The sequence below is a fragment of the Flavobacterium sp. AC105 genome (genome assembly GCF_979258495.1).
Genome location: NZ_OZ409860.1, coordinates 4,892,649 through 4,918,692, shown reverse-complemented (window position 1 = coordinate 4,918,692; position 26,044 = coordinate 4,892,649). Strand labels below are relative to the sequence as shown.

Annotated in this window: 18 protein-coding genes and 2 tRNA genes; 16 read left to right on the top strand and 4 right to left on the bottom strand. The window is 34.0% G+C overall.

The annotated features are described in order from the left end of the window. Positions 1 to 92: 92 nt before the first annotated feature. Positions 93 to 3,374: a glycosyltransferase family 117 protein gene (locus tag ACZ0AH_RS20245; protein ID WP_463477566.1), complete on the bottom strand. Its 3,282-nt coding sequence runs from the start codon at positions 3,372 to 3,374 to the stop codon at positions 93 to 95. 245 nt (positions 3,375 to 3,619) lie between these two features. Between ACZ0AH_RS20245 and ACZ0AH_RS20240 the strand changes: the two genes are divergently transcribed. After that, positions 3,620 to 3,690, top strand: a tRNA-Gln gene (locus tag ACZ0AH_RS20240). A 225-nt stretch (positions 3,691 to 3,915) separates the two neighbouring features. After that, positions 3,916 to 3,986 (top strand) — tRNA-Gln (locus ACZ0AH_RS20235). Positions 3,987 to 4,069: 83 nt separating this feature from the next. On the opposite strand, the gene ACZ0AH_RS20230 is transcribed toward ACZ0AH_RS20235, so the two are convergent. Further along, on the bottom strand, positions 4,070 to 4,894 hold the full coding sequence (locus tag ACZ0AH_RS20230; RefSeq protein WP_463477565.1) for a universal stress protein: 825 nt from the start codon (positions 4,892 to 4,894) through the stop codon (positions 4,070 to 4,072). A gap of 177 nt (positions 4,895 to 5,071) precedes the next feature. On the opposite strand from ACZ0AH_RS20230, the gene rimP reads away from it, so the two are divergent. From rimP to infB, 3 genes are read left to right on the top strand one after another with little or no spacing between them, the layout of a single operon-like run. After that, a complete protein-coding gene (gene rimP, locus ACZ0AH_RS20225; RefSeq protein WP_463477564.1) occupies positions 5,072 to 5,536 on the top strand; it encodes a ribosome assembly cofactor RimP in 465 nt (154 codons plus the stop codon). A gap of 13 nt (positions 5,537 to 5,549) precedes the next feature. After that, positions 5,550 to 6,797, top strand: a complete 1,248-nt coding sequence (nusA, locus tag ACZ0AH_RS20220; protein ID WP_041516381.1) for a transcription termination factor NusA — start codon at positions 5,550 to 5,552, stop codon at positions 6,795 to 6,797. Positions 6,798 to 6,845: 48 nt separating this feature from the next. Beyond that, positions 6,846 to 9,734 carry a translation initiation factor IF-2 gene (infB, locus tag ACZ0AH_RS20215; RefSeq protein ID WP_463477563.1) on the top strand — a complete coding sequence of 963 codons (2,889 nt, stop codon included), beginning with the start codon at positions 6,846 to 6,848 and terminating at the stop codon, positions 9,732 to 9,734. Between the two features lie 81 nt (positions 9,735 to 9,815). Here the strand turns inward: infB and ACZ0AH_RS20210 are convergent, their stop codons facing one another. Next, on the bottom strand, positions 9,816 to 10,622 hold the full coding sequence (locus ACZ0AH_RS20210) for an AraC family transcriptional regulator (protein WP_463477562.1): 807 nt from the start codon (positions 10,620 to 10,622) through the stop codon (positions 9,816 to 9,818). Between the two features lie 97 nt (positions 10,623 to 10,719). Here ACZ0AH_RS20210 and ACZ0AH_RS20205 point away from each other — a divergent pair, with 97 nt between their 5' ends. Beyond that, positions 10,720 to 11,925, top strand: coding sequence for an MFS transporter (locus ACZ0AH_RS20205; RefSeq protein WP_463477561.1), 1,206 nt, complete (start codon positions 10,720 to 10,722; stop codon positions 11,923 to 11,925). A 99-nt stretch (positions 11,926 to 12,024) separates the two neighbouring features. Here ACZ0AH_RS20205 and ACZ0AH_RS20200 read toward each other — a convergent pair whose 3' ends face one another. Further along, positions 12,025 to 12,414: an SPOR domain-containing protein gene (locus ACZ0AH_RS20200; RefSeq protein WP_463477560.1), complete on the bottom strand. Its 390-nt coding sequence runs from the start codon at positions 12,412 to 12,414 to the stop codon at positions 12,025 to 12,027. 218 nt (positions 12,415 to 12,632) lie between these two features. On the opposite strand from ACZ0AH_RS20200, the gene ACZ0AH_RS20195 reads away from it, so the two are divergent. From ACZ0AH_RS20195 to ACZ0AH_RS20150, 10 genes are all read left to right on the top strand, one after another. Then, positions 12,633 to 13,961 (top strand): cytochrome c3 family protein, encoded by a 1,329-nt coding sequence (locus ACZ0AH_RS20195; RefSeq protein ID WP_463477559.1) that lies wholly within the window; start codon positions 12,633 to 12,635, stop codon positions 13,959 to 13,961. Positions 13,962 to 13,993: 32 nt separating this feature from the next. Further along, positions 13,994 to 17,059, top strand: coding sequence for a TAT-variant-translocated molybdopterin oxidoreductase (locus ACZ0AH_RS20190; RefSeq protein WP_463477558.1), 3,066 nt, complete (start codon positions 13,994 to 13,996; stop codon positions 17,057 to 17,059). Between the two features lie 38 nt (positions 17,060 to 17,097). Continuing rightward, positions 17,098 to 18,498: an NrfD/PsrC family molybdoenzyme membrane anchor subunit gene (nrfD, locus tag ACZ0AH_RS20185; RefSeq protein ID WP_463477557.1), complete on the top strand. Its 1,401-nt coding sequence runs from the start codon at positions 17,098 to 17,100 to the stop codon at positions 18,496 to 18,498. After that, positions 18,491 to 19,015, top strand: a complete 525-nt coding sequence (locus ACZ0AH_RS20180) for a DUF3341 domain-containing protein (RefSeq protein WP_463477556.1) — start codon at positions 18,491 to 18,493, stop codon at positions 19,013 to 19,015. The genes nrfD and ACZ0AH_RS20180 overlap by 8 nt, the downstream gene beginning before the upstream one ends. 8 nt (positions 19,016 to 19,023) lie before the next feature. Then, positions 19,024 to 19,569, top strand: a complete 546-nt coding sequence (locus ACZ0AH_RS20175) for a c-type cytochrome (RefSeq protein WP_463477555.1) — start codon at positions 19,024 to 19,026, stop codon at positions 19,567 to 19,569. A 27-nt stretch (positions 19,570 to 19,596) separates the two neighbouring features. Next, positions 19,597 to 20,952 (top strand): quinol:cytochrome C oxidoreductase, encoded by a 1,356-nt coding sequence (locus ACZ0AH_RS20170; RefSeq protein ID WP_463477554.1) that lies wholly within the window; start codon positions 19,597 to 19,599, stop codon positions 20,950 to 20,952. 19 nt (positions 20,953 to 20,971) lie between these two features. After that, on the top strand, positions 20,972 to 22,159 hold the full coding sequence (locus ACZ0AH_RS20165) for a cytochrome c oxidase subunit II (RefSeq protein WP_463477553.1): 1,188 nt from the start codon (positions 20,972 to 20,974) through the stop codon (positions 22,157 to 22,159). Between the two features lie 31 nt (positions 22,160 to 22,190). Next, positions 22,191 to 23,993, top strand: coding sequence for a cytochrome c oxidase subunit I (locus ACZ0AH_RS20160; RefSeq protein ID WP_463477552.1), 1,803 nt, complete (start codon positions 22,191 to 22,193; stop codon positions 23,991 to 23,993). Between the two features lie 190 nt (positions 23,994 to 24,183). Continuing rightward, complete coding sequence (ruvB, locus tag ACZ0AH_RS20155) at positions 24,184 to 25,206, top strand: Holliday junction branch migration DNA helicase RuvB (protein ID WP_055096839.1); 1,023 nt, start codon at positions 24,184 to 24,186, stop codon at positions 25,204 to 25,206. Between the two features lie 9 nt (positions 25,207 to 25,215). Next, on the top strand, positions 25,216 to 26,031 hold the full coding sequence (locus tag ACZ0AH_RS20150) for an alpha/beta hydrolase (protein WP_463477551.1): 816 nt from the start codon (positions 25,216 to 25,218) through the stop codon (positions 26,029 to 26,031). The last annotated feature ends 13 nt before the right edge of the window (positions 26,032 to 26,044 follow it).

Genomic DNA, 26,044 nt, shown 5'->3' with positions numbered 1-26,044 from the left:
TTTGAAAAGATTTAGACTTATGTAAAAATAAAAAATGCAGCGCTATTTATCAAACAGTGCTGCATTTTTTTAATCAGTATATTTTTCGTATATTATTCTTTTTCTCTGCCAAAACGTTCAAAAACATTTACATAGGTATTAAATACTGTTTTATGTTTTTCATAGAAAGCAAGGTCTTTATTTTCTTTCATAACATGCAGCAAACTTCTGTAGCGCTCAATATCTGTAATAATATCCATAGCTAAATCAGTTTGGTCTCCCGGAGTTAATGTTCCGTAATAATTCAGGTTTTCTTTATACTTCTGAACTAATTTATTTAACAGATCATGTGCTTTTGCAGTTTCTCCAACTTTATAATATCCTCCGGCAAAAGGTTCTACCAATGAATAATATCCAAATTTGTCTAACGGCATTTTTGTCATCGCTAAGTTGATAACATTTTTAGCTTTGTCAATTTTACCTTCTTCGATCAGTTGGTTCATTAAACGCGATAAATTGGTGCGGTATGTAATACTGTTTCTTCTCGTTTCAGGATCATGATAGATTTTTTCGCTGTCACTATTACCCCAATCCCATTTCATTACAATATCGTACATTTTATCAGCATCAATTTGTCCCATATCCATTGGTCCGCCATCTTTTGAAGGAACATTTCTAACCGGAACTAATTTATAAACCATTCCGTCTAATTGCAGGTAGTTTTTAAGCCATAAATAGTCTTCATCATCAAAAGCTCCGCCACTGAAGTAAATTGGTCTTTTCCAATTGTTGTTAGCTAAGATATCAAGCATCATTAAACGATTTTTGTACAATGCACTTCCTTTGATATCAATGTCGATATATGGTACAATAGAATCGTTGTATTTTGCATCGACAACTTTGTTTTTGATAATCATGTTTTTATCAACGTTAACCCTAATTTTATTTGTTGGATAAAAATGAATTGTTTGTCCGTTTTGTAAACCTACAGTTGATTTTGGATTTTTAATAAAACTAATAAAGTCGTTAATATTCCAACGGGTTTCTATTTTCTGGATAAAAGCAACATAATCCAGTTTATCACCTACATATTCATCGTGTACAAATGATATTGGCAATGCATCAGATTCGTATGATTTGGCTTTCATCTGATCAATATACCAATCCGTCATGAAAAGGCTCGTATTTACGATTTTAACATCAGTCCTGAAATGTTCAATTTCCTGCGCATACCATAATGGAAACGTGTCATTATCTCCAATGGTGAATAAAATAGCATTTTTATCACACGAATTTAAGTATGCTTTTGCCATTGCAACAGCAGTATATCTGTTTGATCTGTCGTGATCATCCCAGTTTTGAGACGCCATTAAAACGGGTGCTGCCAATAAACTTGCGGCAATAATAATTGGTCCGGCAATTTTAGGAGCAATGTATTTCTGGATACTTTCGTATAATGAATAAACTCCAAAACCAATCCAGATTGCAAATACATAAAAAGATCCTACCAGTGCATAATCTCTTTCGCGAGGTTCAAAAGGTCTTTCATTTAAGTAAATTTTCAATGCAATTCCGGTAAATAAGAACAATGCCAAAAGCACATAAAAACTTTTAAGATCTTTATTTGCGTGATACATAAGTCCGATAAGACCTAAAATAAACGGCAGGAAGAAATATACATTTCGTCCTTTATTGTTTAAAACATCTGATGGTAAATTATCCTGAGAACCAAGATGTAATGAATCAAGCGCTTTAATTCCGCTGATCCAGTTTCCGTCAAGATTATCATATTTTCCTTGTACATCGTTTTGGCGTCCAACAAAATTCCACATCAAATATCTCCAGTACATATATCCAAATTGATATTCGAACATAAAACTGAAATTGTCTGCAGTTGTTGGTTTTTCTATGATTAAATAATCTCTGTAGCTATTTAAGAATTTAACATACCCTTCGTTGTCGATTTGTCTTTGAGCAAACGCTTTTCTGAATTCAGAAACTGTTTTTTCAACTTCATTACGTAATTGGGCAGTAGCTTTATTGTATTCTTCTTCGCTTAACTGGCTGGCATCGATTCCGTATTTTGCCAAATCATCTTCGTAAGGATAATCAGGGTTTATTTTGAATTTTGGAGGATTTGTAAAGCTTATATAGTTTTGGATATGACCAGTTTCCGTACTCCACATTCTTGGCAGAATTGTTTTCTGATTATCATCAGAATTTTGTTCGGCGTTTTTATAATTGTTGGTAATGATATATTTACCGGTTTTATAATCTCTTTCGTAGTTAGGTTTTTTGTCTAAATAAGGATTTTTTGCATCAAGACCAGCATAAACTTCTGTGTATTGAGGTCCGTAAAACAATGGATTTACACCATATTGTTCACGATTATAATAGGCTAAAACTTCAGTCGCATCAGATGGTTTGTTTTCGTTAATTACTGTATTTGCGTTAGCACGAACAGGCAGCATCATCCAGGTTGAGAAACCGATTAGGATAAATAAAACACAAAGAATAATGGTATTGTAGAAAATGAATCCTTTTTGTTTGGTGTATTTTAATCCAAAATAAAAGAAAGCAATAAGCAATAATGCAACAAATATAGTTCCTGAATTAAAAGGTAATCCAAGATTGTTTACCATGAAAACTTCGGTTTTACCAAAGAAAGCCATTGTTAATGGTAATAATAATTTGAAGATAAACAGCAAAATTGCAATTACAACAGCATTAGCAATAATAAAGTTTTTTATAGTAACTTTTTCGTAGTGTTTAAAATAATAAAGAAATCCAATTGCAGGAATAGTCAGTAATGCCATGAAGTGAACTCCAAATGAAAGTCCTACAACAAGAGAAATAATCAACAGCCATTTGTTTCCTTTTGGTTGGTCCATATCTTGTTCCCAACGTAATCCAAGCCAGAAAAGCAAAGCAATTAATAAGGATGCCATTGCATAAACTTCGGCTTCAACGGCATTAAACCAAAAACTATCAGAGAACGTATAAGCAAGAGCTCCAACAAAAGAACTTCCAAGAATAACAATTGAATTATTTTGATCGATTTCAGCAAAACGAGCTACAATTTTTTTCAAAATCATAGACGAAGACCAAAACATAAATAAAATAGTAAAAGCACTTGAAAAAACAGACATCATATTTACCATTACTGCCACATGTTCTTTATCTATGGCAAACATGGCGAAAAAAGCACCCATCATTTGAAATAAAGGGGCTCCGGGCGGGTGACCAACTTCAAGTTTAGCTGCAGTGGCAATATATTCGCCACAATCCCAAAAACTCATTGTAGGTTCTACGGTTAATGTATAAGTAATTAAAGCGATTGCAAATGCAAACCAACCAATAATAGTATTCCATTTATTGAAATTGAATTGTGCCATATTTAGGTGTTATAATTTTGAATGTTTTCTATCCTACAAAGAAAATGTTTTTTTACGTAAAGAAAAGACCATTAACATAAAATTCTACAAAACAATTTGATAAAAGTAACGTATTGTTTGTGAAATACTTGCGTTAATGTGGTGCATTAGGAAGGAAAAAAAATAACAAAAAATGATTTTTTTTTAGCAAAAAGTTTGTGCAAACTAAAAAAAGCTTTAAATTTGCACTCGCTTAACCGCTGTATTGGTCTATGGTGTAATGGTAACACAACTGTTTTTGGTGCAGTCTTTCAAGGTTCGAGTCCTTGTAGACCAACATAAAAGCCTCTCAATCGAGAGGCTTTTTTTATGGAATAATTTTTTAAAATAAGATATTCGAAGCCTCTTAGGAATAAGATATAGTGAGAGATGCTTTATGTCTTGAAATTAAATAAGATATGTTTTCTTCCTTGTCGTAAGAATAAATTTATTGGTTTAATTTGCCTTAAAGCTTGCGCAAACTAAAAAAAGCTTTAAATTTGCACTCGCTTAACAGCATTGCTGGTCTATGGTGTAATGGTAACACAACTGTTTTTGGTGCAGTCTTTCAAGGTTCGAGTCCTTGTAGACCAACATAAAAGCCTCTCAATCCGAGAGGCTTTTTTATGGAATAAACTTAGGTGAAAAGTATTTCTTTTATCATAAAGTTCTGGTTTTTAAATTTTAAAGGTAATAACTGGTTTTACGGCGTGATTGACTAAGCCTTCGCTGATACTTCCGTTAAAAAAATGCGCAAAACCAGTTCTTCCGTGCGTGCACATTCCAATAATATCTGCATTTATACTATTTGAAAAATTGATAATTCCTTTTTCAATATTAGTGTCGTTGTAGATATGTGTTGAATAATTGCTAAGATTAAATTCGGCTATAAATTCATTCATTGCTTTTTCTATCGCATGAGTTGGTTTAAAGCTGTTTGGAGTACAAATTGTTACCAAATGAATTTTTGAATCGAAGAATTTAGTAACGTCTAATAGTTTTTTGAATGGTTTTTTGGTTTCTGCAGTAAAATCAGATGCAAAAACAATATTTGCAGCGTTAAAATTTGAAATATCTTTTTTGATAACTAAAACCGGAATTTCAGAATTACGAACAACTTTTTCAGTGTTAGAGCCAATTAATAATTCCTGAATTCCTGAAGAACCGTGAGATCCCATAACAATTAAATCAACATCGTATTCCTGGCTTACTTGCGAAATTCCATGAATTGGTTTGTCCATTTTTACAATTTCGGTAACAGGAATTCCGTCTAAATACGGGCGTGAAGAAACTTCGTCCAGCATTTCATTTGCTTTCTTCATGAACAGCATAGTTTCCGGGATACTTGCTCCTCCCAAAACAGCATCATTTGTTTGATGTGGCAGTTCGAGTATGTGTAAAATGATGATTTCTGAATTGTTTTTTTGAGCGATTTGTGCGGCTACTTTTAAAGCGTCTTCGGCATGTTCGGAAAAGTCGGTAGGAACTAGAATTCGTTTCATAATTTTTGAGAGTTAAATAATATGAATAATCCGTTATTTTAATGCTCCCATAAAGATAAGAAATATTTTCTTCGCCATCTATTTATTTTGATTTATAAAAAAAACACTATATTTGCACCGTTATTTATTAAAATCTAAATAATGAGGGGACTAAGTGTCCCCTCTTTTTATAAAATTATGACATTTAAAGAAAAAGTAAACGGATTAATTACGGAGGCTCTTTTAGAAAAGCCCTCAATCTTTTTGATTGATCTGTCTATTTCAGACTCTTTCAAAATTAGTGTAGGTTTAGACGGGGATAATGGAGTGGCACTTCAGGATTGTATTGATGTTAGTCGTGCAGTCGAGAATAATCTGGATCGTGAAGAACAGGATTTTTCGCTTGAAGTAGCATCGGTTGGAGTAGGATCTCCTTTGAAAATGATAAGACAATACAAGAAAAATATTGGTAGAACGTTGATTGTTACAACAAATACTGAAAAAATTGAAGCAGAATTAGTGGAAGCTAACGATGTTTTTATAATTTTGTCTTGGAAGGCAAGAGAACCGAAAAAAGTAGGAAAAGGAAAAGAAACAGTTCAAAAAGAGCAACAAATACCTTATACAGAAATTAAAGAGGCAATTGTTACAGTAACATTTTAATTAAAGAATTCGCATGGAAAATTTAGCATTAATCGATTCATTCTCAGAGTTTAAAGATAATAAACTTATTGATCGTGTAACGCTTATGGCAATTTTAGAGGACGTGTTTAGAAATGCATTGAAGAAAAAATACGGCTCTGATGATAACTTCGATATTATTATAAATCCTGATAAAGGAGATATGGAGATATGGAGAAGAAGAGTAATTGTTGCTGACGAAGATCTTGATTTTGAAAATGAGGAGATTACTTTGACTGAAGCAAGAATGATCGAAGCGGATTTTGAAATTGGTGAAGAAGTTTCTGAAGAGGTTAAATTGATTGATCTAGGAAGAAGAGCTATTTTGGCTTTACGTCAAAACTTAATATCTAAAATTCACGAACACGATAATACAAATCTTTACAAGCAATTTAAAGATATTATTGGTGATATATATACTGCCGAAGTGCACCACGTGCGTCCAAGAGTAGTTATTTTGGTTGATGATGAAGGAAACGAAATTGTTTTGCCAAAAGAAAAACAAATTCCATCTGACTTTTTCCGTAAAGGAGATAACGTTCGTGGAATCATTGAAAGCGTTGAATTAAAAGGAAACAAACCTCAAATTATTATGTCCAGAACTTCTGAGAAGTTTTTGGAAAAATTATTTGAACAAGAAATTCCTGAAGTATTCGACGGATTAATTACAGTTAAAAATGTAGTGCGTATTCCTGGTGAAAAAGCAAAAGTAGCGGTAGATTCTTATGATGACAGAATTGATCCTGTTGGAGCTTGCGTTGGTATGAAAGGTTCTCGTATTCACGGAATTGTTCGTGAGTTAGGAAACGAAAATATTGATGTAATCAATTACACAAGCAATATTCAATTGTTTATTACAAGAGCATTAAGCCCTGCAAAAGTTTCTTCAATCAAAATTGATGAGGAAAACAAAAGAGCCGAAGTTTTCTTGAAATTAGAAGAAGTTTCTAAAGCAATTGGTAGAGGCGGTCACAATATTAAATTAGCAGGTCAGTTAACAGGTTACGAGCTGGATGTTATCAGAGAAGGAGATGTTGCAAGCGGAGAAGATGATGACGTTGAATTAACAGAGTTTTCAGATGAAATCGAAGGCTGGGTTATTGAGGAGTTTGCAAAAATTGGTTTAGATACAGCTAGAAGTATCTTAAAACAAGAAGTAGAAGATTTAGTAAGAAGAACAGATTTAGAAGAGGAAACAATTCTTGATGTTATGAAAATACTAAAAGAAGAGTTTGATAGCTAGTTATCTGCTCTAACAACACAACGAAAAAGGTAATAATAAAAAGGTTATATGTCTGAAGAGAGAGTAATAAGAATAAACAAGGTTTTAAGGGAATTAAATATTTCGTTAGAAAGAGCTGTTGATTATCTAAAAGATAAGGGAATTGCTATTGATGCAAATCCAAATGCGAAAATTTCTGATAGCGAATTTAATATCCTACAAAGCCAATTTGCGGGCGATAAGGGGAATAAAGAAGCTTCTAAAGAGGTAGGAGAAGAAAAAAGAAAAGAGAAAGAGGCATTACGTGTTGAACGTGAGAAAGAAATTGAAGACAAACGCAGACAAGACGAGGAACGCCAAAAACAACAGGAGATTATAAAAGCGAGAGCTGTTGTAACAGGACCTGTTCAAGTAGGTAAAATTGATTTGAACCCGAAGAAACCTGCAGTTGTTTCACCTCCTTCTGAGGAACCGGCTAAAGCCGAAGAACCTAAAGTAGTTGTTGCTCCGTCTCAACCAGAAAAACCTGTTCAAAAAGAAATTGTACAGCCTGAGCCAGTAGCTCCTGTAGTTTCTGAAGAGAAAAAGGTAGAAAAACCTGTTATTACCGAGAAAAAAGAAGCAAAAGAAGTAAAAGTAGAAACTCCAAAAGTAGCGTCGGAACCAGTTGTTTCAACTGATCCTGCAACTGCTGAGGAAACTATTACAACACAATATCAAAAATTATCAGGAACTACTCTTACAGGGCAAACAATTGATTTATCTCAATTCAACAAGCCTAAGAAAAAGAAAGAAGATCCAAAAATAACGCCTAATAAACCTGGAGCTCCGGGAGCAAATAATAATAACGCTAACAAAAATAAGCGTAAAAGAATTGCTCCAAAACCGGGTGCACCGGGAGCGCCAAAACCTGCTACAGGAAATGCGCCGGGAACTCCAAACCCTAATAAAATTACACCAAATACTGGTGGAGGAGGTTTTAATGCAAACAGAAGTGCAAGACCTGGTTTTGTAAAAGGAAACCGTCCTGCTATTGTTGCTAAAGTTGAGCCTACTGAAGAGGAAGTAAAAAACCAAATTAGAGAGACTCTTGAAAAACTTCAGGGTAAAGGCGGAAAATCAAAAGCTGCTAAATACAGAAGAGATAAAAGAGATACGCACCGTCAGAAATCTGATGAAGAGCAAAGAGCTATTGACGAAGGAAGTAAAACTATTAAAGTTACGGAGTTTGTTACTGTAGGCGAAATTGCGATCATGATGGATGTGCCAATTACTAAAGTAATAGGAACTTGTATGTCTCTTGGTATCATGGTAACCATGAATCAGCGTTTAGATGCTGAAACATTAACTATTGTTGCCGATGAATTTGGTTACGAAGTTGAGTTTATTACAGTTGATATCGAAGATGCTATTGAAGTAATCGAAGATAAAGAAGAAGATTTAGTAGTTAGAGCGCCAATTGTTACTGTAATGGGTCACGTCGATCACGGTAAAACATCTTTACTGGATTATATCCGTAAAGAAAATGTTATCGCTGGTGAGTCCGGAGGTATTACACAACACATTGGGGCATACGGAGTAACTTTAGATAACGGTCAAAAAATCGCATTCTTAGATACACCAGGTCACGAGGCGTTTACCGCGATGCGTGCACGTGGAGCTCAGGTTACCGATATCGCTATTATTGTAGTAGCTGCGGATGATGATATCATGCCACAAACAAAAGAAGCAATTTCTCACGCACAAGCTGCGGGAGTACCAATTATATTTGCAATCAATAAAATTGATAAACCAAACGCGAATGTTGAGAAAATCAAAGAACGTTTGGCTGGTATGAATTTACTTGTTGAAGATTGGGGTGGAAAAATTCAGTCACATGATATTTCTGCAAAAGTTGGAACAGGAGTAAAAGAATTATTAGAAAAAGTTTTATTAGAAGCTGAAATCTTAGATTTAAAATCGAATCCAAATAAAGCAGCTCAGGGAACTGTAGTAGAAGCTTTCTTAGATAAAGGAAAAGGATATGTATCAACAATTTTAGTTCAACACGGAACTTTAAGAGTTGGAGATTATATGTTAGCTGGTAAGCATCATGGTAAAATTAAAGCGATGCATGACGAACGTGGACATATTGTTAAAGAAGCAGGTCCTTCGACTCCGGTATCAGTTTTAGGTTTAGATGGTGCAGCAACCGCAGGTGATAAGTTCAATGTATTTGAAGATGAAAAAGAAGCAAAACAAATTGCATCTAAACGTTCTCAATTAATGCGTGAACAATCTGTACGTACACAACGTCATATTACACTTGATGAAATTGGTCGTCGTATTGCTCTTGGTCAGTTTAAAGAATTGAACGTGATCCTTAAAGGAGACGTTGATGGATCTGTTGAAGCATTATCAGATTCGTTCTCTAAACTTTCTACGGAAGAAGTTCAAATTAATATTATCCATAAAGGTGTTGGAGCAATTACTGAAACTGACGTTATGTTGGCTTCTGCTTCTGATGCGATCATTATCGGATTTAACGTTCGTCCTGCTGGAAATGCTAGACAACTTGCAGATAAAGAAGAAATCGATATCCGTTACTACTCTATTATCTACGCTGCTATCGATGACTTGAAAGATGCGATGGAAGGAATGTTAGCTCCTGAGATGAAAGAAGAAATTTTAGGAACTGCTGAAATCCGTGAGATTTTCAAAATTTCTAAAGTAGGTTCTATTGCAGGATGTATGGTTATGGATGGTAAAATCATGAGAACTTCTAAAATTAGAGTTATTAGAGATGGAGTAGTGGTACATACAGGAGAACTTGTTGCCTTGAAACGTTTCAAAGATGATGTTAGAGAAGTTTCTAAAGGTTACGATTGTGGTATTCAGATTAAAGGTTACAACGACATCGAAGAAAGAGATGTTATTGAAGCATACCATGAAGTTGCTATCAAGAAAAAATTGAAATAAAATTGAAAAATTTTTAAATATAAAATCCCGAGCAATCGGGATTTTTTTGTTTTAAATGTTTTTTTAAACTTTCTTTTTGAATTAAGTTAACCCATTAATCTTATTTTCCAGAATATAATTTGAAGGAGTTTTGCCTAAGTTTTTTTTGAACATAAAAATAAAGGCACTTGTAGTTTCATATCCCAAATCAAAAGCTATTTCTTTTATGGATTGTTTTTCTCCCAATCTTTTTATGGCTTCCAATAATTTTAATCTAATTCGCCAATCACTAAAATTCATTCCCAATTCTTTAATGAATAATCTTGATAATGTTCTGCTGCTCATGCAGGATAAATCAGCATAATAATCTATAGTGTAATTGCTGGATATATCATTTATCAAAAGATCAATAACATTTTTTAATTGCATATGATTACTGGTCGGTAAAAATGTCGAACTAGATTCAATTAATGTCAATTCGTCTAAAAACACATCCATGATTTTTCTTTGTGAAAGAGTAATGTCTTTATCATCTTCAAAAGAAACAATTTTAAAAACCAGTTGTTTTAAAAAAGCAGAGATATCAAAAGAAAAACTACTTGTTGGGAGATTGTGCGTATATGAAGGATCAATGAAAACACTATATAAGTTTACATTCTCCTGAAAAGAAACCTGGTGTTCAAGTCCTTCAGGAATCCATAATCCTTGTAATGGATTAACAACCCAAATTTGATTTTTCACAACGACATTCATGACGCCGCTTGTAGCATAAATAAGTTGTGCCCTCGGATGTGAATGTGATGAACAAATAGCATTTGTGATTTCTGTAGTATAACCTACAACAGGTAAATCTGGATTGATCTGATATCCATAATCAACAACTAAATATGTCTGATATTCCTTATTCATTGTCCAAATATAGTAATTCAGACAATATTTTTTAATGTCATCTTTGTTAAAATAATATTTAAGATTTATTGATGTTTAAGAAAATAAAAAATAATCTATGACAACTAGTAAAACACAACCTGAAATTATTCAGAAAACAATCTATTCTATTCTTTTTATAATTAGCTTTTCTCATTTTATAAATGATTTATTGCAAGCCGTAATACCTTCTGTTTATCCATTATTTAAAGAAAAATTTAATTTAAGTTTTGCTCAAATTGGTATGATAACTTTTACATATCAGCTTACGGCATCTATTTTACAGCCTTTTATAGGAATGTATACCGATAAAAAATCTAAGCCTTATTCATTAATTATAGGAATGAGTTTTACATTATTAGGATTGTTTTTCGTTTCAATGGCTTCTAGTTTTACTTATTTATTAATCGCAGTCAGTTTAATCGGAATTGGATCTTCTATTTTTCATCCGGAATCATCGAGAGTGGCACATTTGGCTTCTGGCGAAAAAAAGGGATTGGCTCAGTCTATTTTTCAATTGGGAGGAAATGCAGGCAGTGCTGTTGGGCCTTTGCTTGCGGCTTTAATTGTTGTACCAAATGGACAATCTTATATAATTTGGTTTTGTCTTATCGCCTTGGTTGGAATTTTTGCTTTATATAAAATTGGAATCTGGTATAGCAATCATTTAGAATTAAAAAGGCAAAATAAAGAAGTATTAAAAGAAGTTTTTATTCATAAATTATCTAAAAAACGAGTAGTATTTTCATTGATTATTCTGTTGGTTTTAATCTTCTCTAAATATTTTTATTTGGCAAGTATTACAAGTTATTATACATTTTTCCTGATTGATAAATTTCATGTTTCTATTCAGGAATCACAGATTTATTTATTTGCTTTTTTAGGTGCAGTCGCAGCCGGAACATTGATAGGAGGCCCGTTAGGAGATAAATTTGGAAGAAAATATGTGATCTGGATTTCTATTTTAGGAGTTGCTCCTTTTACATTGATGTTGCCTTATGTTTCTTTGTTTTGGGTTGGCATTTTATCTGTAATTATTGGTTTGATACTTTCTTCTGCATTTTCTGCCATTTTAGTATATGCAACAGAATTATTGCCTGGTAAGGTTGGTTTAGTGGCTGGATTATTTTTTGGATTTGCCTTTGGAATGGGTGGATTAGGATCTGCTATTTTAGGAAAACTTGCAGATTTGACGAGTATAAATTATGTTTTTAAAATTTGTGCTTTTCTGCCCTTAATTGGTATTATAACAGGTTTTTTGCCTAATATTGAAAATAAAAAATAACGATGATTTTAAGATAATCTCAAGATGCTTATTTGCAAATAAGTATTCGATATAAAAAAAGCAACTCAGATCGAGTTGCTTTTTTTATTTCTGGAAGAATTATTTGCTTGGTTTGATCAAAAACACACTTTTGTATTTTTTCTTTATTTCGGCTAAATTTCGTTCAGCCTCTATTCTGGTTTTAAAATTTCCAACAATTACTTTGTAGTTAGGGGTGTTAAAAATTATGGTACCGTCAATGTCAGAGTATTCTCTTTTAAAATCTGCAAGCGTTTTTTTGGCTTCCTCACTTTTACCGCTGAAGATTTGAATTTTATAAGTGTCGTTTGTACTTATTGATGTGTTAATTTTGCGTTTGTCGTTTAATAATTGCTCAAATTTAGGGTCTTGATTTAGTGTTAAATTTTGGTCTTGAGCATGAATATTATATGCTAAAGTGAACATTGTTAATGTTAAGAAAACTCTTTTTGAAGGGGTTAAAATTCTCATAATGTGATGGTTTTTATGCAAAAATACTATTTAAAGTTTGAGTGTAAAATTTTAATATTATTTAGAATTGATATAAATTGATATTTAAGAGTATTTTAAGGTTTTGAGAATAGTTCATAAGTCGTATTTTTGTGCAAGTTTTAAAAGAAGGTATTCGTTTTTAACTGTTTTAATACAGAAAAAATCATACCAAAAATTAGTAGATAATTTTATACTATATGAAAAAGGTGGGTAACCATAATTCGATCTCAAGAAAATTGCTGCTTAGCTTATCGCTAACGCTGATTTTCTCCCTAACTTCATTTGCTCAAGATGCTGCTGCTGCTCCCGCGGCGCCTGCTGCTGCCGCTCCGGCTGCAACTTCAGGTGGTGATCCAGTAAAAGGGAAAGAACTTTTTAATGCAAATTGTGCTGCATGTCACAAATTAGATGCCAAATCAACAGGTCCTGCTTTAAGAGGAGTTGCTGGAAGGCATGAAATGGCTTGGATCTACAAATGGGTTCATAACAGTTCTGAAGTAATCAAATCAGGTGATCCTGTTGCTGTTAAACTTTTTGAAGAAAACAATAAGTCTGTAATGACTCCTTTTCCTCAATTATCTACAGGTGATATTGATAATATTATCGCCTACACTTCTGAGGTTAAAGCTGAACCTGCTCCTGGAGCTGCAACATTGCCAACAGGTCCACAGCAAGAAGGAAGCGGAATTTCTAATAACATTATTTTAGGTGCTCTTGCTCTTGTAATGGCTATTTTAGTTGTGATGTTGTTCATGGTTAACAAAGTACTTACTAAAGTTGCAGGTAACAATGGTATTGTAGTAGCGCCTAGAGAAGCCAGAACTCCAATCTGGAAAGCTTTTGCTAAAAACCAGTTTCTGGTATTAGTTACTTCTATATTTTTGCTTTTGGCAAGCGGTTATTTTGTATATGCTTTCTTAATGCAGGTAGGTGTAGATCAAAATTACGAGCCAATTCAGCCAATTCACTATTCTCATAAAATTCACGCCGGAGATAACGAAATCAATTGTAAATATTGTCACTCTGCTGCTCGTGTGAGTAAAAATGCTGGTATTCCTTCTTTGAATGTTTGTATGAACTGTCATAAAAATATTTCTGAAGTTGCTGAATCTACTGCTACTCCAGAGTACAGCAAAGCATTCTACGATGCGCAAATCCAAAAATTATATGATGCTGTTGGCTGGGATAAAGCTAAGCAAGCTTATACCGGAAAAACGCAGCCTGTAAAATGGGTTCGTATTCATAATCTTCCTGATTTTGTTTACTTCAACCACTCTCAACACGTTTCTGTTGCAGGAGTTGAATGTCAAACTTGTCACGGTCCAGTGCAGGAATTTGAGATCATGAAGCAATATTCTAAATTAACAATGGGATGGTGTATTGATTGCCATAGAAAAACTGATGTTAAGATGGAAGGAAATGCATATTATGATAAAATTCATGCTGAACTTTCTAAAAAATACGGTGTAGAAAAACTGACTGCAGCGCAAATGGGAGGTTTAGAATGCGGTAAATGCCACTATTAATCGAATTATTAAGATTTTAATATTTATATACAATGTCATCAAACAAAAAATACTGGAAAAGTGTTGAAGAACTAGAAAATAGTTCTATTGTTGAGGCGCTTAGAAATAACGAATTTGTTGAAGAAATTCCTACTGAAGAATTTTTAGGAAATGCAGATGCTTTAGCTACATCTGGAACTTCACGTCGTGACTTTTTAAAGTACGTAGGATTTAGTACTGCAGCGGTAACTCTAGCTGCCTGCGAAGGTCCTGTTCACAAGTCTATACCTTATGTGTTACAACCGGAACAAATCATTCCTGGTGTTGCTGATTATTATGCAACTACTGTTTTTGATGGTTTTGATTTTGCTAACCTTTTAGTGAAAACTCGTGAAGGTCGTCCAATTAAAATTGATAACAATACTATTTCTGGAGCTAAGTTTTCAGCCAATGCTAGAATTCATGCGTCTATATTATCATTATATGATAGTATGCGTTTGAAAGAGCCTAAATTGGATGGAAAAAATAGTAGCTGGTCTGCTGTTGATTTAAAAATTAAATCAAGTCTTGCTGATGCAAAAGCAAAAGGCGGTCAAGTGGTATTGTTGACAAATACTTTAGCAAGTCCATCTACTGAAAAGTTAATTGGTGAATTCATTGCTAAAAACCCAAATGCAAAACATATCGTTTATGATGCAGTTTCTTCATCTGACGCATTAGACGCATTTGAAACAGTTTACGGAGAAAGAGCACTTGTAGATTATGATTTCTCAAAAGCTTCTTTAATCGTTTCTGTTGGTGCTGATTTCTTAGGAGATTGGCAAGGTGGTGGATATGATGCAGGATATGCTCAAGGTAGAATTCCGGCAGGATCTAACGGAGCTAAAAAAATGTCTCGTCATTTTCAGTTTGAATCAAACATGACATTGTCTGGAGCTGCTGCTGATAAGCGTATTCCAATGACTATCGCAGATCAAAAACAAGCTTTAGTTCAAATTTATAATATTATTACAGGTTCTTCTGTAGCAGTTTCTTTAGATGCTAAGTTTAAAGCTGAAGTTGTCAAAGCAGCTCAACAATTAAAACTTGCTGGTTCTAAAGGGGTTTTAGTTTCAGGACTAGAAGATAAAAATGCTCAATTATTAGTTTTAGCAATCAACCAGGTGTTGGGTAGTGAAGCTTTTAATACTGTAGGTACAAGACAAATTAGAAAAGGTTCTAATGCTCTTGTGTCTCAATTGGTAAAAGATATGAACGCTGGAAGTGTTCATACTTTAATTATGAGCGGAATTAATCCGGTTTATACATTAGCTGATTCAACTTCTTTTGTATCTGGATTGAAAAAAGTAAAAACATCAGTTGCATTTTCTTTAAAAGAAGACGAAACTGCATCTATAACCACAATCGCTGCTCCGGTACCTCATTATTTAGAGGCTTGGGGAGATGTTGAAATTACAAAAGGAACTTATAGTTTGACTCAGCCAACTATTCGTCCTATATTCAATACAAAACAATTTCAAGACGTTTTATTATCATTAAACGGAACTCCTGGACATTTCTACGATTATATTAAAGCTAATTCAGCTGCTATTATTGTAGGATCATCTTGGAATAAAGTTTTACATGATGGTGTTTTTGTAATAGGTTCATCTGCATTATCTGCTGGTTCTTTTGATTATACTGCTGCTGCAAATGCAGTTTCTAAATCAAGATCAACTGGAGATTTCGAATTAGTATTGTATACTAAAACAGGTTTAGGTGACGGACAACAAGCAAACAACCCTTGGTTGCAAGAGTTTCCGGATCCAATTACAAGAGTTTCCTGGGATAACTATGTTACAGTTTCGAATGCTGATGCTAAAAAATTAGGATTAACAAATGAAATTGTTGCTAACGGAGGTTTAAACGGAAGTTATGCTACAATTACAACTGCTGATGGTCTTAAATTAGAAAACGTACCGGTAATTGTTCAGCCAGGACAAGCGGTTGGAACTGTTGGTTTAGCATTAGGTTACGGTCGTAAGGCTGCTTTGAAAGAAGAAATGGTAGTAGGTTTAAACGCTTACTCATTATATAAAAATTTCAATAGTGTTCAATCTGTTTCTATTGCGAAAGCAAATGGAGTTCATGAGTTCGCTTGTGTTCAGGGACAGAAAACATTAATGGGAAGAGGAGATATTATTAAAGAAACTTCTCTTGAAATATTTAATACTAAAGATGCTGAACATTGGAATGAAAAACCAATGGTATCTTTGGATCACCAGGAAGTTGAAGCTACAACTGTCGATTTATGGGAATCATTTGATCGTTCTACAGGACATCACTTTAATCTTTCAATTGACTTAAACGCTTGTACAGGATGTGGAGCATGTGTTATTGCTTGTCATGCTGAAAACAACGTACCGGTTGTAGGTAAAGCGGAAGTAAGAAGAAGTCGTGATATGCACTGGTTGCGTATTGACAGATATTACTCTTCTGAAAGTACTTTTGAAGGTGATAACGAAAGAAAAGAGAATATCGCTGGTTTATCTAGTTCATTGTCTACATTTAATGAAATGGAAAAAGCAGGAGATAATCCACAAGTTTCTTTCCAGCCAGTAATGTGTCAACACTGTAACCATGCACCATGTGAAACAGTTTGTCCGGTTGCTGCAACCTCTCACGGTCGTGAAGGGCAAAATCATATGGCATACAACAGATGTGTTGGTACTCGTTATTGTGCAAACAACTGTCCATATAAAGTACGTCGTTTCAACTGGTTCTTGTATAACAAAAACAGTGAATTCGATTATCACATGAATGATGATTTAGGTCGTATGGTATTAAATCCAGACGTAAACGTTCGTTCTCGTGGGGTAATGGAAAAATGTTCTATGTGTATTCAAATGACACAAGCGACTAAATTAAAAGCGAAAAATGAAGGACGTCCGGTTGTTGATGGAGAATTCCAAACAGCTTGTTCAAATGCTTGTTCTTCTGGAGCAATGATATTTGGGGATGTTAATGATGCTGAAAGTAAAGTTGCTAAATTAGCTGCTGATGACAGATCATACCACTTATTAGAGCATGTTGGAACAAAACCTAATGTGGTTTACCATGTTAAAGTTAGAAATACGTAGTACAAAAAATTATTAATTAAGAAACAATATAAAGGATTATGTCGTCTCATTACGAAGCACCCATTAGAAAACCTTTAGTTATAGGTGATAAATCTTATCACGATGTAACAGTAGATGTAGCTGCACCTGTTGAAGGTAAAGCAAACAAACATTGGTGGATTGTATTTTCAATCGCATTAACAGCCTTCATTTGGGGGTTGGGTTGTATAACTTACACCATATCTACCGGTATCGGAACATGGGGATTAAATAAAACAGTTGGTTGGGCTTGGGATATCACGAACTTCGTTTGGTGGGTTGGTATTGGTCACGCAGGAACATTGATTTCTGCAGTATTATTACTTTTCCGTCAGCGTTGGAGAATGGCTATTAACCGTTCTGCAGAAGCAATGACTATTTTCTCAGTAGTTCAGGCAGGTTTATTTCCTATTATTCACATGGGTCGTCCATGGTTAGCATACTGGGTTTTACCTATTCCAAATCAATTTGGATCGCTATGGGTAAACTTTAACTCACCGCTACTTTGGGACGTATTCGCAATTTCAACGTATCTTTCGGTATCATTAGTTTTCTGGTGGACTGGTTTATTACCTGACTTTGCAATGCTGCGTGATAGAGCAATAACACCTTTTCATAAAAGAGTATATTCTATCCTGAGTTTTGGATGGAGCGGTAGAGCAAAAGATTGGCAGCGTTTTGAAGAAGTATCTTTAGTTCTTGCTGGTTTAGCTACTCCACTTGTACTTTCTGTACACACGATTGTATCAATGGACTTTGCTACTTCTGTCATTCCAGGATGGCATACAACAATTTTCCCTCCATACTTCGTTGCTGGAGCGGTATTCTCTGGATTTGCAATGGTAAACACATTGTTGATCATCATGAGAAAAGTTTCTAATCTTGAAGCATATATCACACTACAACATATTGAGTTAATGAACATTGTAATTATGATTACGGGTTCTATCGTTGGGGTAGCGTATATTACTGAGTTATTTGTGGCTTGGTATTCAGGAGTAGAATATGAGCAATATGCATTCTTAAACAGAGCTACCGGACCTTACTGGTGGGCATATTGGTCGATGATGACTTGTAACGTTTTCTCTCCACAGTTTATGTGGTTCAAAAAATTAAGAACAAGTATCATGTTTTCATTTATTATTTCGATTGTTGTAAACATCGGAATGTGGTTTGAAAGATTTGTAATTATTGTTACTTCTTTACATAGAGATTACCTTCCATCTTCTTGGACAATGTTCTCACCAACATTTGTTGATATTGGAATTTTCATCGGAACAATTGGTTTCTTCTTTGTATTGTTTTTATTATACTCTAGAACATTCCCTGTAATTGCTCAGGCAGAGGTTAAAACAATTTTGAAAGGAACAGGAGATAATTACATTAGAGAAAGAGCAAATAAAGATTCACATCATGAGTAATAAAGTAATATACGCCATTTATAATGACGATGATATTTTGATGGATGCAGTAAAGAAAACCAGAGCTGCTCATCATCATATTGAAGAGGTTTTTACTCCATTCCCAGTTCACGGGTTGGATAAAGCTATGGGTTTAGCACCAACAAGATTAGCAATTTGTTCTTTCTTATACGGTTGTGTTGGTATTTCTTTTGCGACATTCATGATGAGTTATATCATGATTCACGATTGGCCACAAGATATTGGAGGTAAACCAAGTTTTAGTTTCATTCAGAATATGCCATCATTTGTGCCAATTATGTTTGAAATGACTGTGTTTTTTGCTGCCCACTTAATGGTTATCACTTTTTATATGAGAAGTAGATTATGGCCATTTAAAGCTGCTGAAAACCCTGATGTAAGAACAACAGATGACCATTTTTTAATGGAAGTTGCTGTAAATAATAACGAAGCAGAACTAGTTTCTTTTTTCGAAGGTACAGGAGCTGTTGAAGTTAAAGTAATTGAAAAGAATTAATTGTAGCTATGAAAAGGATATATAAAATAACACTTTTAGTTGGTATAACTATTTTAGTTTCATCTTGCCACAATAATTCGGCACCAAACTATCAGTATTTTCCAAATATGTATGAATCTGTAGGTTATGAAACTTATTCAGAAGCAAAAATATTTAAAGGAGGAAAAGAAGGACAACTTCCTGTAGAAGGAACTATCAATAGAGGTTTTGAACCTTTTGAATATGCAAACACAACTGCTGATTATCAATTAGCAAAAGCTAATTTGAAATCTCCTTTGGATTCTATTGAAAGAAATTCAGGAAAAGGAAAAGAACTTTTCGAAATTTATTGTATTAGTTGCCATGGTGCAGCTGGTAACGGTAAAGGTAAATTGGTTGAAAGAGAAAAATTTCTTGGAGTACCTAACTATAAGGACAGAGATATTACTGAAGGAAGTATCTTTTTTGTTGAAACTTATGGTTTAAATGCAATGGGTTCACATGCAAATCAATTAAGTGCCCATGAACGTTGGTTAGTTGCTGACTATGTTCTAAAACTAAGAAGCCAATTATAATTGTTGAACAAACTGATCGTAATAGATATGTATACATTTTCAAGTAAATTAAAAACTTTTTCTATCATCTTAATGGCCGTTGGTCTATTAGGAATTGGGTATGGTTTTTTAAGTGCGCCTAAAGATATTCAAGAAGTTGAAAAAATACTAGCTGCAGATGCTCATGGTTCTCATGGTGCTGCACATGAAGAAGCTGCCGAGGCTTCGCATGAATCACATAAAGATGGAGAACATGCAAAAGTTAATGCTGCTGATGAGCATGAAAAACATTTAGAGCATGTATTGCACCAACTGCAAAACAAACCATGGTCTGCATTATATGTTGCTTGTATTTTCTTTTTACTACTTTCTATGGGAGTTTTAGCATTTTATGCTATTCAACAAGTTGCTCAGGCGGGTTGGTCCCCGGTTTTGTTTAGAGTTATGCAGGGAATAACAGCTTATTTGCCTGTTGCTTCTGTAATCTTCTTTATTATTTTAGTTCTTTGCGGATTACATTTTAACCATATATTTGTTTGGTTAGGAGAGCATGTTACAGATCCTAAACATGCTGACTATGATGAAATTATTGCTGGTAAAGCGGGTTATTTAAACTTTCCTTTCTGGATTATCAGAGCTGCTGTCTTTTTAATAGGATGGAATTTATACCGTTACTATTCAAGAAAAAATTGTTTGGCTCAAGACGATGCTAATGATGATCTTTACTACAAAAAGAATTTTAAGATTTCTGCGGGCTTCTTGGTATTCTTTATCGTATCTGAGTCTATTATGTCTTGGGATTGGATTATGTCATTTGATCCGCACTGGTTTAGTACTTTGTTCGGATGGTATGTATTTGCTTCTTTCTTTGTAAGTGGTATTACTACAATCGCATTAGTTACGATATACTTAAAATCTAAAGGATATTTAGAATATGTAAACACAAGTCATATTCATGATTTAGCTAAATTTATGTTTGGTATCAGTATTTTCTGGACATACTTATGGTTCTCTCAATTTATGTTGATTTGGTACGCAAATATTCCTGAAGAGGTTACCTATTTCATAACAAGAATTCAATTATATAACTTGCCATTCTTTGGTGCTGTTGTTATGAACTTTGTTTTCCCATTATTAATCTTAGTTAATACAGACTTTAAACGTCTAAGCTGGGTTATTGTAATGGCTGGGACTGTTATATTATTAGGTCACTATGTAGATTTCTTCAATATGATTATGCCTGGAACAGTAGGGGATAAATGGTTTATTGGAGTACCTGAAATTGCGTCTATACTTTTCTTCTTAGGTTTATTTATTTTTGTTGTATTTACTGCATTAACTAAAGCTCCTCTGTTAGCAAAAAGAAATCCTTTCATTGAAGAAAGTAAACATTTTCATTATTAATATTTAAAGAAGTAAACAGATGACAAGTTTGTTGGTAATTATAGTTGTAGTTTTATTAGCAGTTGCATTATGGCAATTGACCAAGATATTTGATCTTACTCAAGTAGGATCTTCTTCGGACGATTCTCAAGTTGCATCAGATAATGATAATAATATTCAAGGATATGTTATGTTTGGCTTTTTAGCTTTCATTTATATATTTACGATTTACGGTTTACTAAAATGGGGGCATTTAGCACTTCATACTCCTGCTTCAGAGCACGGTCTTTTAGTAGATAATTTGATGAATATTACTTGGGTTTTAATTTTTGTAGTTCAATTTATTACACAAGGTTTATTATACTGGTTTTCGTTTAAAAACAGAGGCCATAAAGATAAAAAAGCATTATTCTTTGCTGATAGTAATAAATTAGAAGCAATTTGGAGTATTATTCCATCTGTTGTTTTAGCTTGTTTAATCCTTTACGGATTGTACGCTTGGAATAACATTATGTTTGTTGACAAAGACGAAGATGTAATCGAAATTGAATTGTATGCTCAACAATTTAAATGGACTGCAAGATATTCAGGTAATGATAATGTTTTGGGAAAAGCTAACGTACGTTTAATAGAAGGTATAAATACTTTAGGAGTTGATATGTCAGATCCTAATTCTCAAGATGATATCGTAGTTACTGAATTGCATATACCAAAAGGTAAAAAAATACATTTCAAAATGCGTTCTCAAGACGTATTGCACTCAGCTTATATGCCTCACTTTAGAGCGCAAATGAACTGTGTTCCGGGAATGGTTACTGAGTTTGCTTTTATTCCAACTTATACAACTGCCGAATATAGAGAATTGCCTTTCATGATTGAAAAAGTTGCAAATATCAATAAGCTGAGAGCAGAAAAAAGTGTTGAATTAGTTGCTAAAGGCGGAACAGCTTTAGATCCTTATACATTTGATTATTTATTGTTATGTAATAAAATTTGTGGAGCTTCTCACTACAACATGCAAATGAAAGTGGTTGTTGACACTCCGGAAGATTATAAAAAATGGTTAAGCGAAAAAACTACTTTGGCTCAGGATATTAAAGCGGCAGCTGCTGCTGCTCAAAAACCAGCTGAAGGGGCAAAAGCTACTACAGATAGTACTGCTAAAGATACTGTGAAAGCAGTTATTGATACTGTGAAAGCAGTTGTAGCTAAAGTTGCTATGAAATAATATTTATTAAGAAAATTTAAAGTACACATATATGTCAGCAGAAGCGCACGATCACGATCACGGACACGATCACGAGCACGAACATCATCATAAAGACACATTCATTACTAAATATATTTTTAGTATTGATCACAAAATGATTGCTAAACAATACTTGATTACTGGTATTGTTATGGGAGTAATCGGTATTGCAATGTCCTTGCTTTTCAGAATGCAATTGGCGTGGCCAGAAGAGTCTTTCAAAATATTTAATGTTTTATTAGGAGATAAATTTGCACCTGATGGTGTAATGGCAAATGATATTTATTTAGCTTTAGTTACAATTCACGGTACCATCATGGTATTCTTTGTACTGACGGCCGGTTTAAGTGGAACTTTTAGTAACCTACTTATTCCGCTTCAGATTGGAGCTCGAGATATGGCATCCGGATTTATGAATATGATTTCATACTGGTTGTTTTTCTTATCTGCTGTAATCATGTTGTCTTCATTATTTGTTGAAGCTGGACCAGCTTCTGCTGGTTGGACAATTTATCCTCCATTAAGTGCTTTACCACAAGCAATTCCAGGTTCTGGAACAGGTATGACTTTATGGTTAGTTTCGATGGCTATCTTTATTGCATCTTCTTTAATGGGATCTTTAAATTACATCGTTACTGTAATCAACTTAAGAACTAAAGGAATGTCTATGACCAGACTTCCGCTTACAATCTGGACATTTTTCGTAACAGCTATTATTGGTGTTATTTCGTTTCCGGTATTATTATCAGCTGCATTATTATTGATTTTTGACAGAAGTTTTGGTACTTCATTCTTCTTATCTGATATTTATATTGCAGGAGAGGTTTTACATTACCAAGGTGGTTCTCCGGTTTTATTCGAACACTTATTCTGGTTCTTAGGACACCCTGAGGTTTATATCGTAATCTTACCAGCAATGGGGCTTGTTTCTGAAATTATGGCTACGAATTCTCGTAAACCAATTTTTGGATACAGAGCGATGATTATGTCTGTTCTTGCAATTGCATTTTTATCTACAATTGTTTGGGGACACCACATGTTTATTTCAGGTATGAATCCTTTCTTAGGATCTGTATTTACCTTTACTACTTTATTAATTGCAATCCCATCTGCTGTAAAAGCGTTCAACTGGATTACAACTTTATGGAAAGGTAACTTGCAATTTAATCCTGCAATGTTATTCTCTATCGGAATGGTTTCTACTTTCATTACTGGAGGTTTAACCGGAATTATTTTAGGAGATAGTACTTTAGATATTAACGTTCACGATACTTACTTTGTAATTGCTCACTTTCACTTAGTAATGGGTATCTCGGCACTTTACGGAATGTTTGCTGGTATTTATCACTGGTTCCCTAAAATGTACGGAAGAATGTTGAATAAAAACTTAGGTTATATTCACTTTTGGGTAACTGCAGTTTGTGCTTACGGAGTATTTTTCCCAATGCACTTTATCGGACTTGCCGGTTTACCAAGACGTTACTATACAAACACAAACTTCCCATTATTTGATGATTTACAAAATGTGAATGTTTTAATTACAACATTTGCTCTTGTAGGAGGTGCGTTCCAATTAGTATTCTTGTACAACTTCTTTAGTAGTATTTTCTACGGTAAGAAAGCTGTTCAAAATCCATGGAGATCAACAACATTAGAATGGACTACTCCGGTAGAACATATACACGGTAACTGGCCAGGTGAAATTCCTCACGTATACCGTTGGCCATATGACTACAGTAACCCAAATCACGATGTAGATTTTGTACCGCAAAATGTACCAATGAAAGAAGGTGAAGAAGTTTTACACCACTAAAAATATTTAAAAAAAGACCATCTTTCAGATGGTTTTTTTTGTTTTAATATAAATCCAAATATTTTAAATTGCAAATCCCAATATGTGGTTAAACTTGACTGGAATTTGGAAATTTAAATATTGGGATTTTAGCTTTTTTATTTGAAATTTATCTATTTTACAAACTGATTACTTTGTCTATCTTTGTAAAATGAATGAGAACCTAGATCCCACTACAAATGGGTACAACCCAGAAGAATTAGATCTTGAAAAAAGATTACGTCCGCTGTCATTTGATGATTTCGCCGGACAAGATCAAGTTTTAGAGAATTTAAAAGTATTTGTCGCTGCAGCCAATCAACGTGGTGAAGCACTTGATCACACACTTTTTCATGGGCCTCCCGGATTAGGAAAAACTACTTTGGCCAATATTCTGGCTAATGAGCTCGAAGTTGGAATCAAAATTACTTCTGGTCCTGTTTTAGATAAGCCTGGAGATTTGGCTGGTTTACTTACTAATCTTGACGAAAGAGATGTTTTGTTTATTGATGAAATTCATCGTTTGAGTCCAATCGTAGAAGAATATTTATATTCGGCTATGGAAGATTTCAAAATCGATATTATGATTGAATCCGGACCAAATGCAAGAACAGTACAAATCAATTTAAATCCCTTTACTTTAATTGGTGCTACAACACGTTCTGGATTATTGACAGCACCTATGCGTGCACGTTTTGGAATCTCATCACGTTTACAATATTATACTACTGAACTTTTAACTACAATCGTCGAAAGAAGTTCCTCTATTCTTAAAATGCCAATATCCTTAGATGCTGCTATCGAAATAGCCGGCAGAAGCCGTGGTACACCTCGTATTGCTAATGCATTATTGCGGAGAGTACGTGATTTTGCACAAATAAAAGGAAATGGAACTATCGATCTTGAAATTGCACGTTATGCTTTGAAAGCGCTTAATGTTGATGCACATGGCCTTGACGAAATGGATAATAAAATTTTGTTGACGATTATCAATAAATTTAAAGGGGGGCCCGTTGGACTTTCAACTTTGGCTACGGCTGTATCTGAAAGCAGTGAAACAATCGAAGAAGTTTATGAACCTTTCTTGATTCAGGAAGGATTTATTATGCGAACTCCAAGAGGAAGAGAAGTTACAGATAAGGCTTATAAACATTTAGGAAAGATAAATACTAATATCCAGGGCGGATTATTTTAAAAATATATTATGAAGCATTTTGTTTTATTCTTGCTGTTTACTTGTTTCAGTTCTTTTGGACAAACTAAAAATTTCCCCCATTTGGCTTATGGGAAATCACCGCAACAAACTTTAGATCTTTATATTCCGGATGGAAATTTAAAAGATTTACCTGTTGTAATACTTCTCCATGGTGGCGCATGGTCTATGGGCGGACTTGAATATACTAGCAAACACGCTCAGGATATATGCAATAAAGGATTTGTTGTTGCCAATGTTGATTACCGCTATGTAACTAATGAGATTTCTGCCAAGGATTTATTAGCTGATATTGATGCAGCTGTTAGTTATGTTTCAAATGTTTCTAATAAATATGGTTATGCTAAAAAAGGTTATCATATTGTTGGGATTAGCGCCGGAGCACATTTGGCCTTATTGTATGGTTATACCAAAAAAAATATGAAGTCTATAACAGCACTTTGTGCGCCTTCAAGATTAGATTCTGATGAAGCATTAAAATTTATGAAAACAAATGGACATTTGGATATCATCGAAAAATTAGCTGGAACTAAATTAAATGAAAATGGACCTAATCCTGCTTTTATTGCAATAAGTCCTTTTAATAATATTTCAAACACGCCGACATTATTAATACACGGTGATGCAGATCCTTTGGTTAATGTCAGTCAATCCCGAAATCTCTATGCAGAATTAAAAAGAAAAGGCGTAGAGACAGAATTAAAAATCAGGGAAGGTAAAGGACATGATGTTGGAATGAATTCGCCTGACACTGAAATTCAGAATATAAATGATATTTCGGATTGGATCACAAAACATAATAAATAGATTTTATTTACAG

Bases quoted from the DNA above. Each gene is read 5' to 3' on its own strand.
- nrfD (WP_463477557.1), top strand. From the start codon at position 17,098: ATGTCGTCTCATTACGAAGCACCCATTAGAAAACCTTTAGTTATAGGT.
- rimP (WP_463477564.1), top strand. From the start codon at position 5,072: ATGACATTTAAAGAAAAAGTAAACGGATTAATTACGGAGGCTCTTTTA.
- ACZ0AH_RS20195 (WP_463477559.1), top strand. From the start codon at position 12,633: ATGAAAAAGGTGGGTAACCATAATTCGATCTCAAGAAAATTGCTGCTT.
- ACZ0AH_RS20200 (WP_463477560.1), bottom strand. From the start codon at position 12,414: ATGAGAATTTTAACCCCTTCAAAAAGAGTTTTCTTAACATTAACAATG.
- ACZ0AH_RS20150 (WP_463477551.1), top strand. From the start codon at position 25,216: ATGAAGCATTTTGTTTTATTCTTGCTGTTTACTTGTTTCAGTTCTTTT.
- ACZ0AH_RS20170 (WP_463477554.1), top strand. From the start codon at position 19,597: ATGTATACATTTTCAAGTAAATTAAAAACTTTTTCTATCATCTTAATG.
- ACZ0AH_RS20190 (WP_463477558.1), top strand. From the start codon at position 13,994: ATGTCATCAAACAAAAAATACTGGAAAAGTGTTGAAGAACTAGAAAAT.
- ruvB (WP_055096839.1), top strand. From the start codon at position 24,184: ATGAATGAGAACCTAGATCCCACTACAAATGGGTACAACCCAGAAGAA.
- ACZ0AH_RS20165 (WP_463477553.1), top strand. From the start codon at position 20,972: ATGACAAGTTTGTTGGTAATTATAGTTGTAGTTTTATTAGCAGTTGCA.
- infB (WP_463477563.1), top strand. From the start codon at position 6,846: ATGTCTGAAGAGAGAGTAATAAGAATAAACAAGGTTTTAAGGGAATTA.
- ACZ0AH_RS20180 (WP_463477556.1), top strand. From the start codon at position 18,491: ATGAGTAATAAAGTAATATACGCCATTTATAATGACGATGATATTTTG.
- ACZ0AH_RS20160 (WP_463477552.1), top strand. From the start codon at position 22,191: ATGTCAGCAGAAGCGCACGATCACGATCACGGACACGATCACGAGCAC.
- ACZ0AH_RS20230 (WP_463477565.1), bottom strand. From the start codon at position 4,894: ATGAAACGAATTCTAGTTCCTACCGACTTTTCCGAACATGCCGAAGAC.
- ACZ0AH_RS20175 (WP_463477555.1), top strand. From the start codon at position 19,024: ATGAAAAGGATATATAAAATAACACTTTTAGTTGGTATAACTATTTTA.
- ACZ0AH_RS20210 (WP_463477562.1), bottom strand. From the start codon at position 10,622: ATGAATAAGGAATATCAGACATATTTAGTTGTTGATTATGGATATCAG.
- ACZ0AH_RS20205 (WP_463477561.1), top strand. From the start codon at position 10,720: ATGACAACTAGTAAAACACAACCTGAAATTATTCAGAAAACAATCTAT.
- nusA (WP_041516381.1), top strand. From the start codon at position 5,550: ATGGAAAATTTAGCATTAATCGATTCATTCTCAGAGTTTAAAGATAAT.
- ACZ0AH_RS20245 (WP_463477566.1), bottom strand. From the start codon at position 3,374: ATGGCACAATTCAATTTCAATAAATGGAATACTATTATTGGTTGGTTT.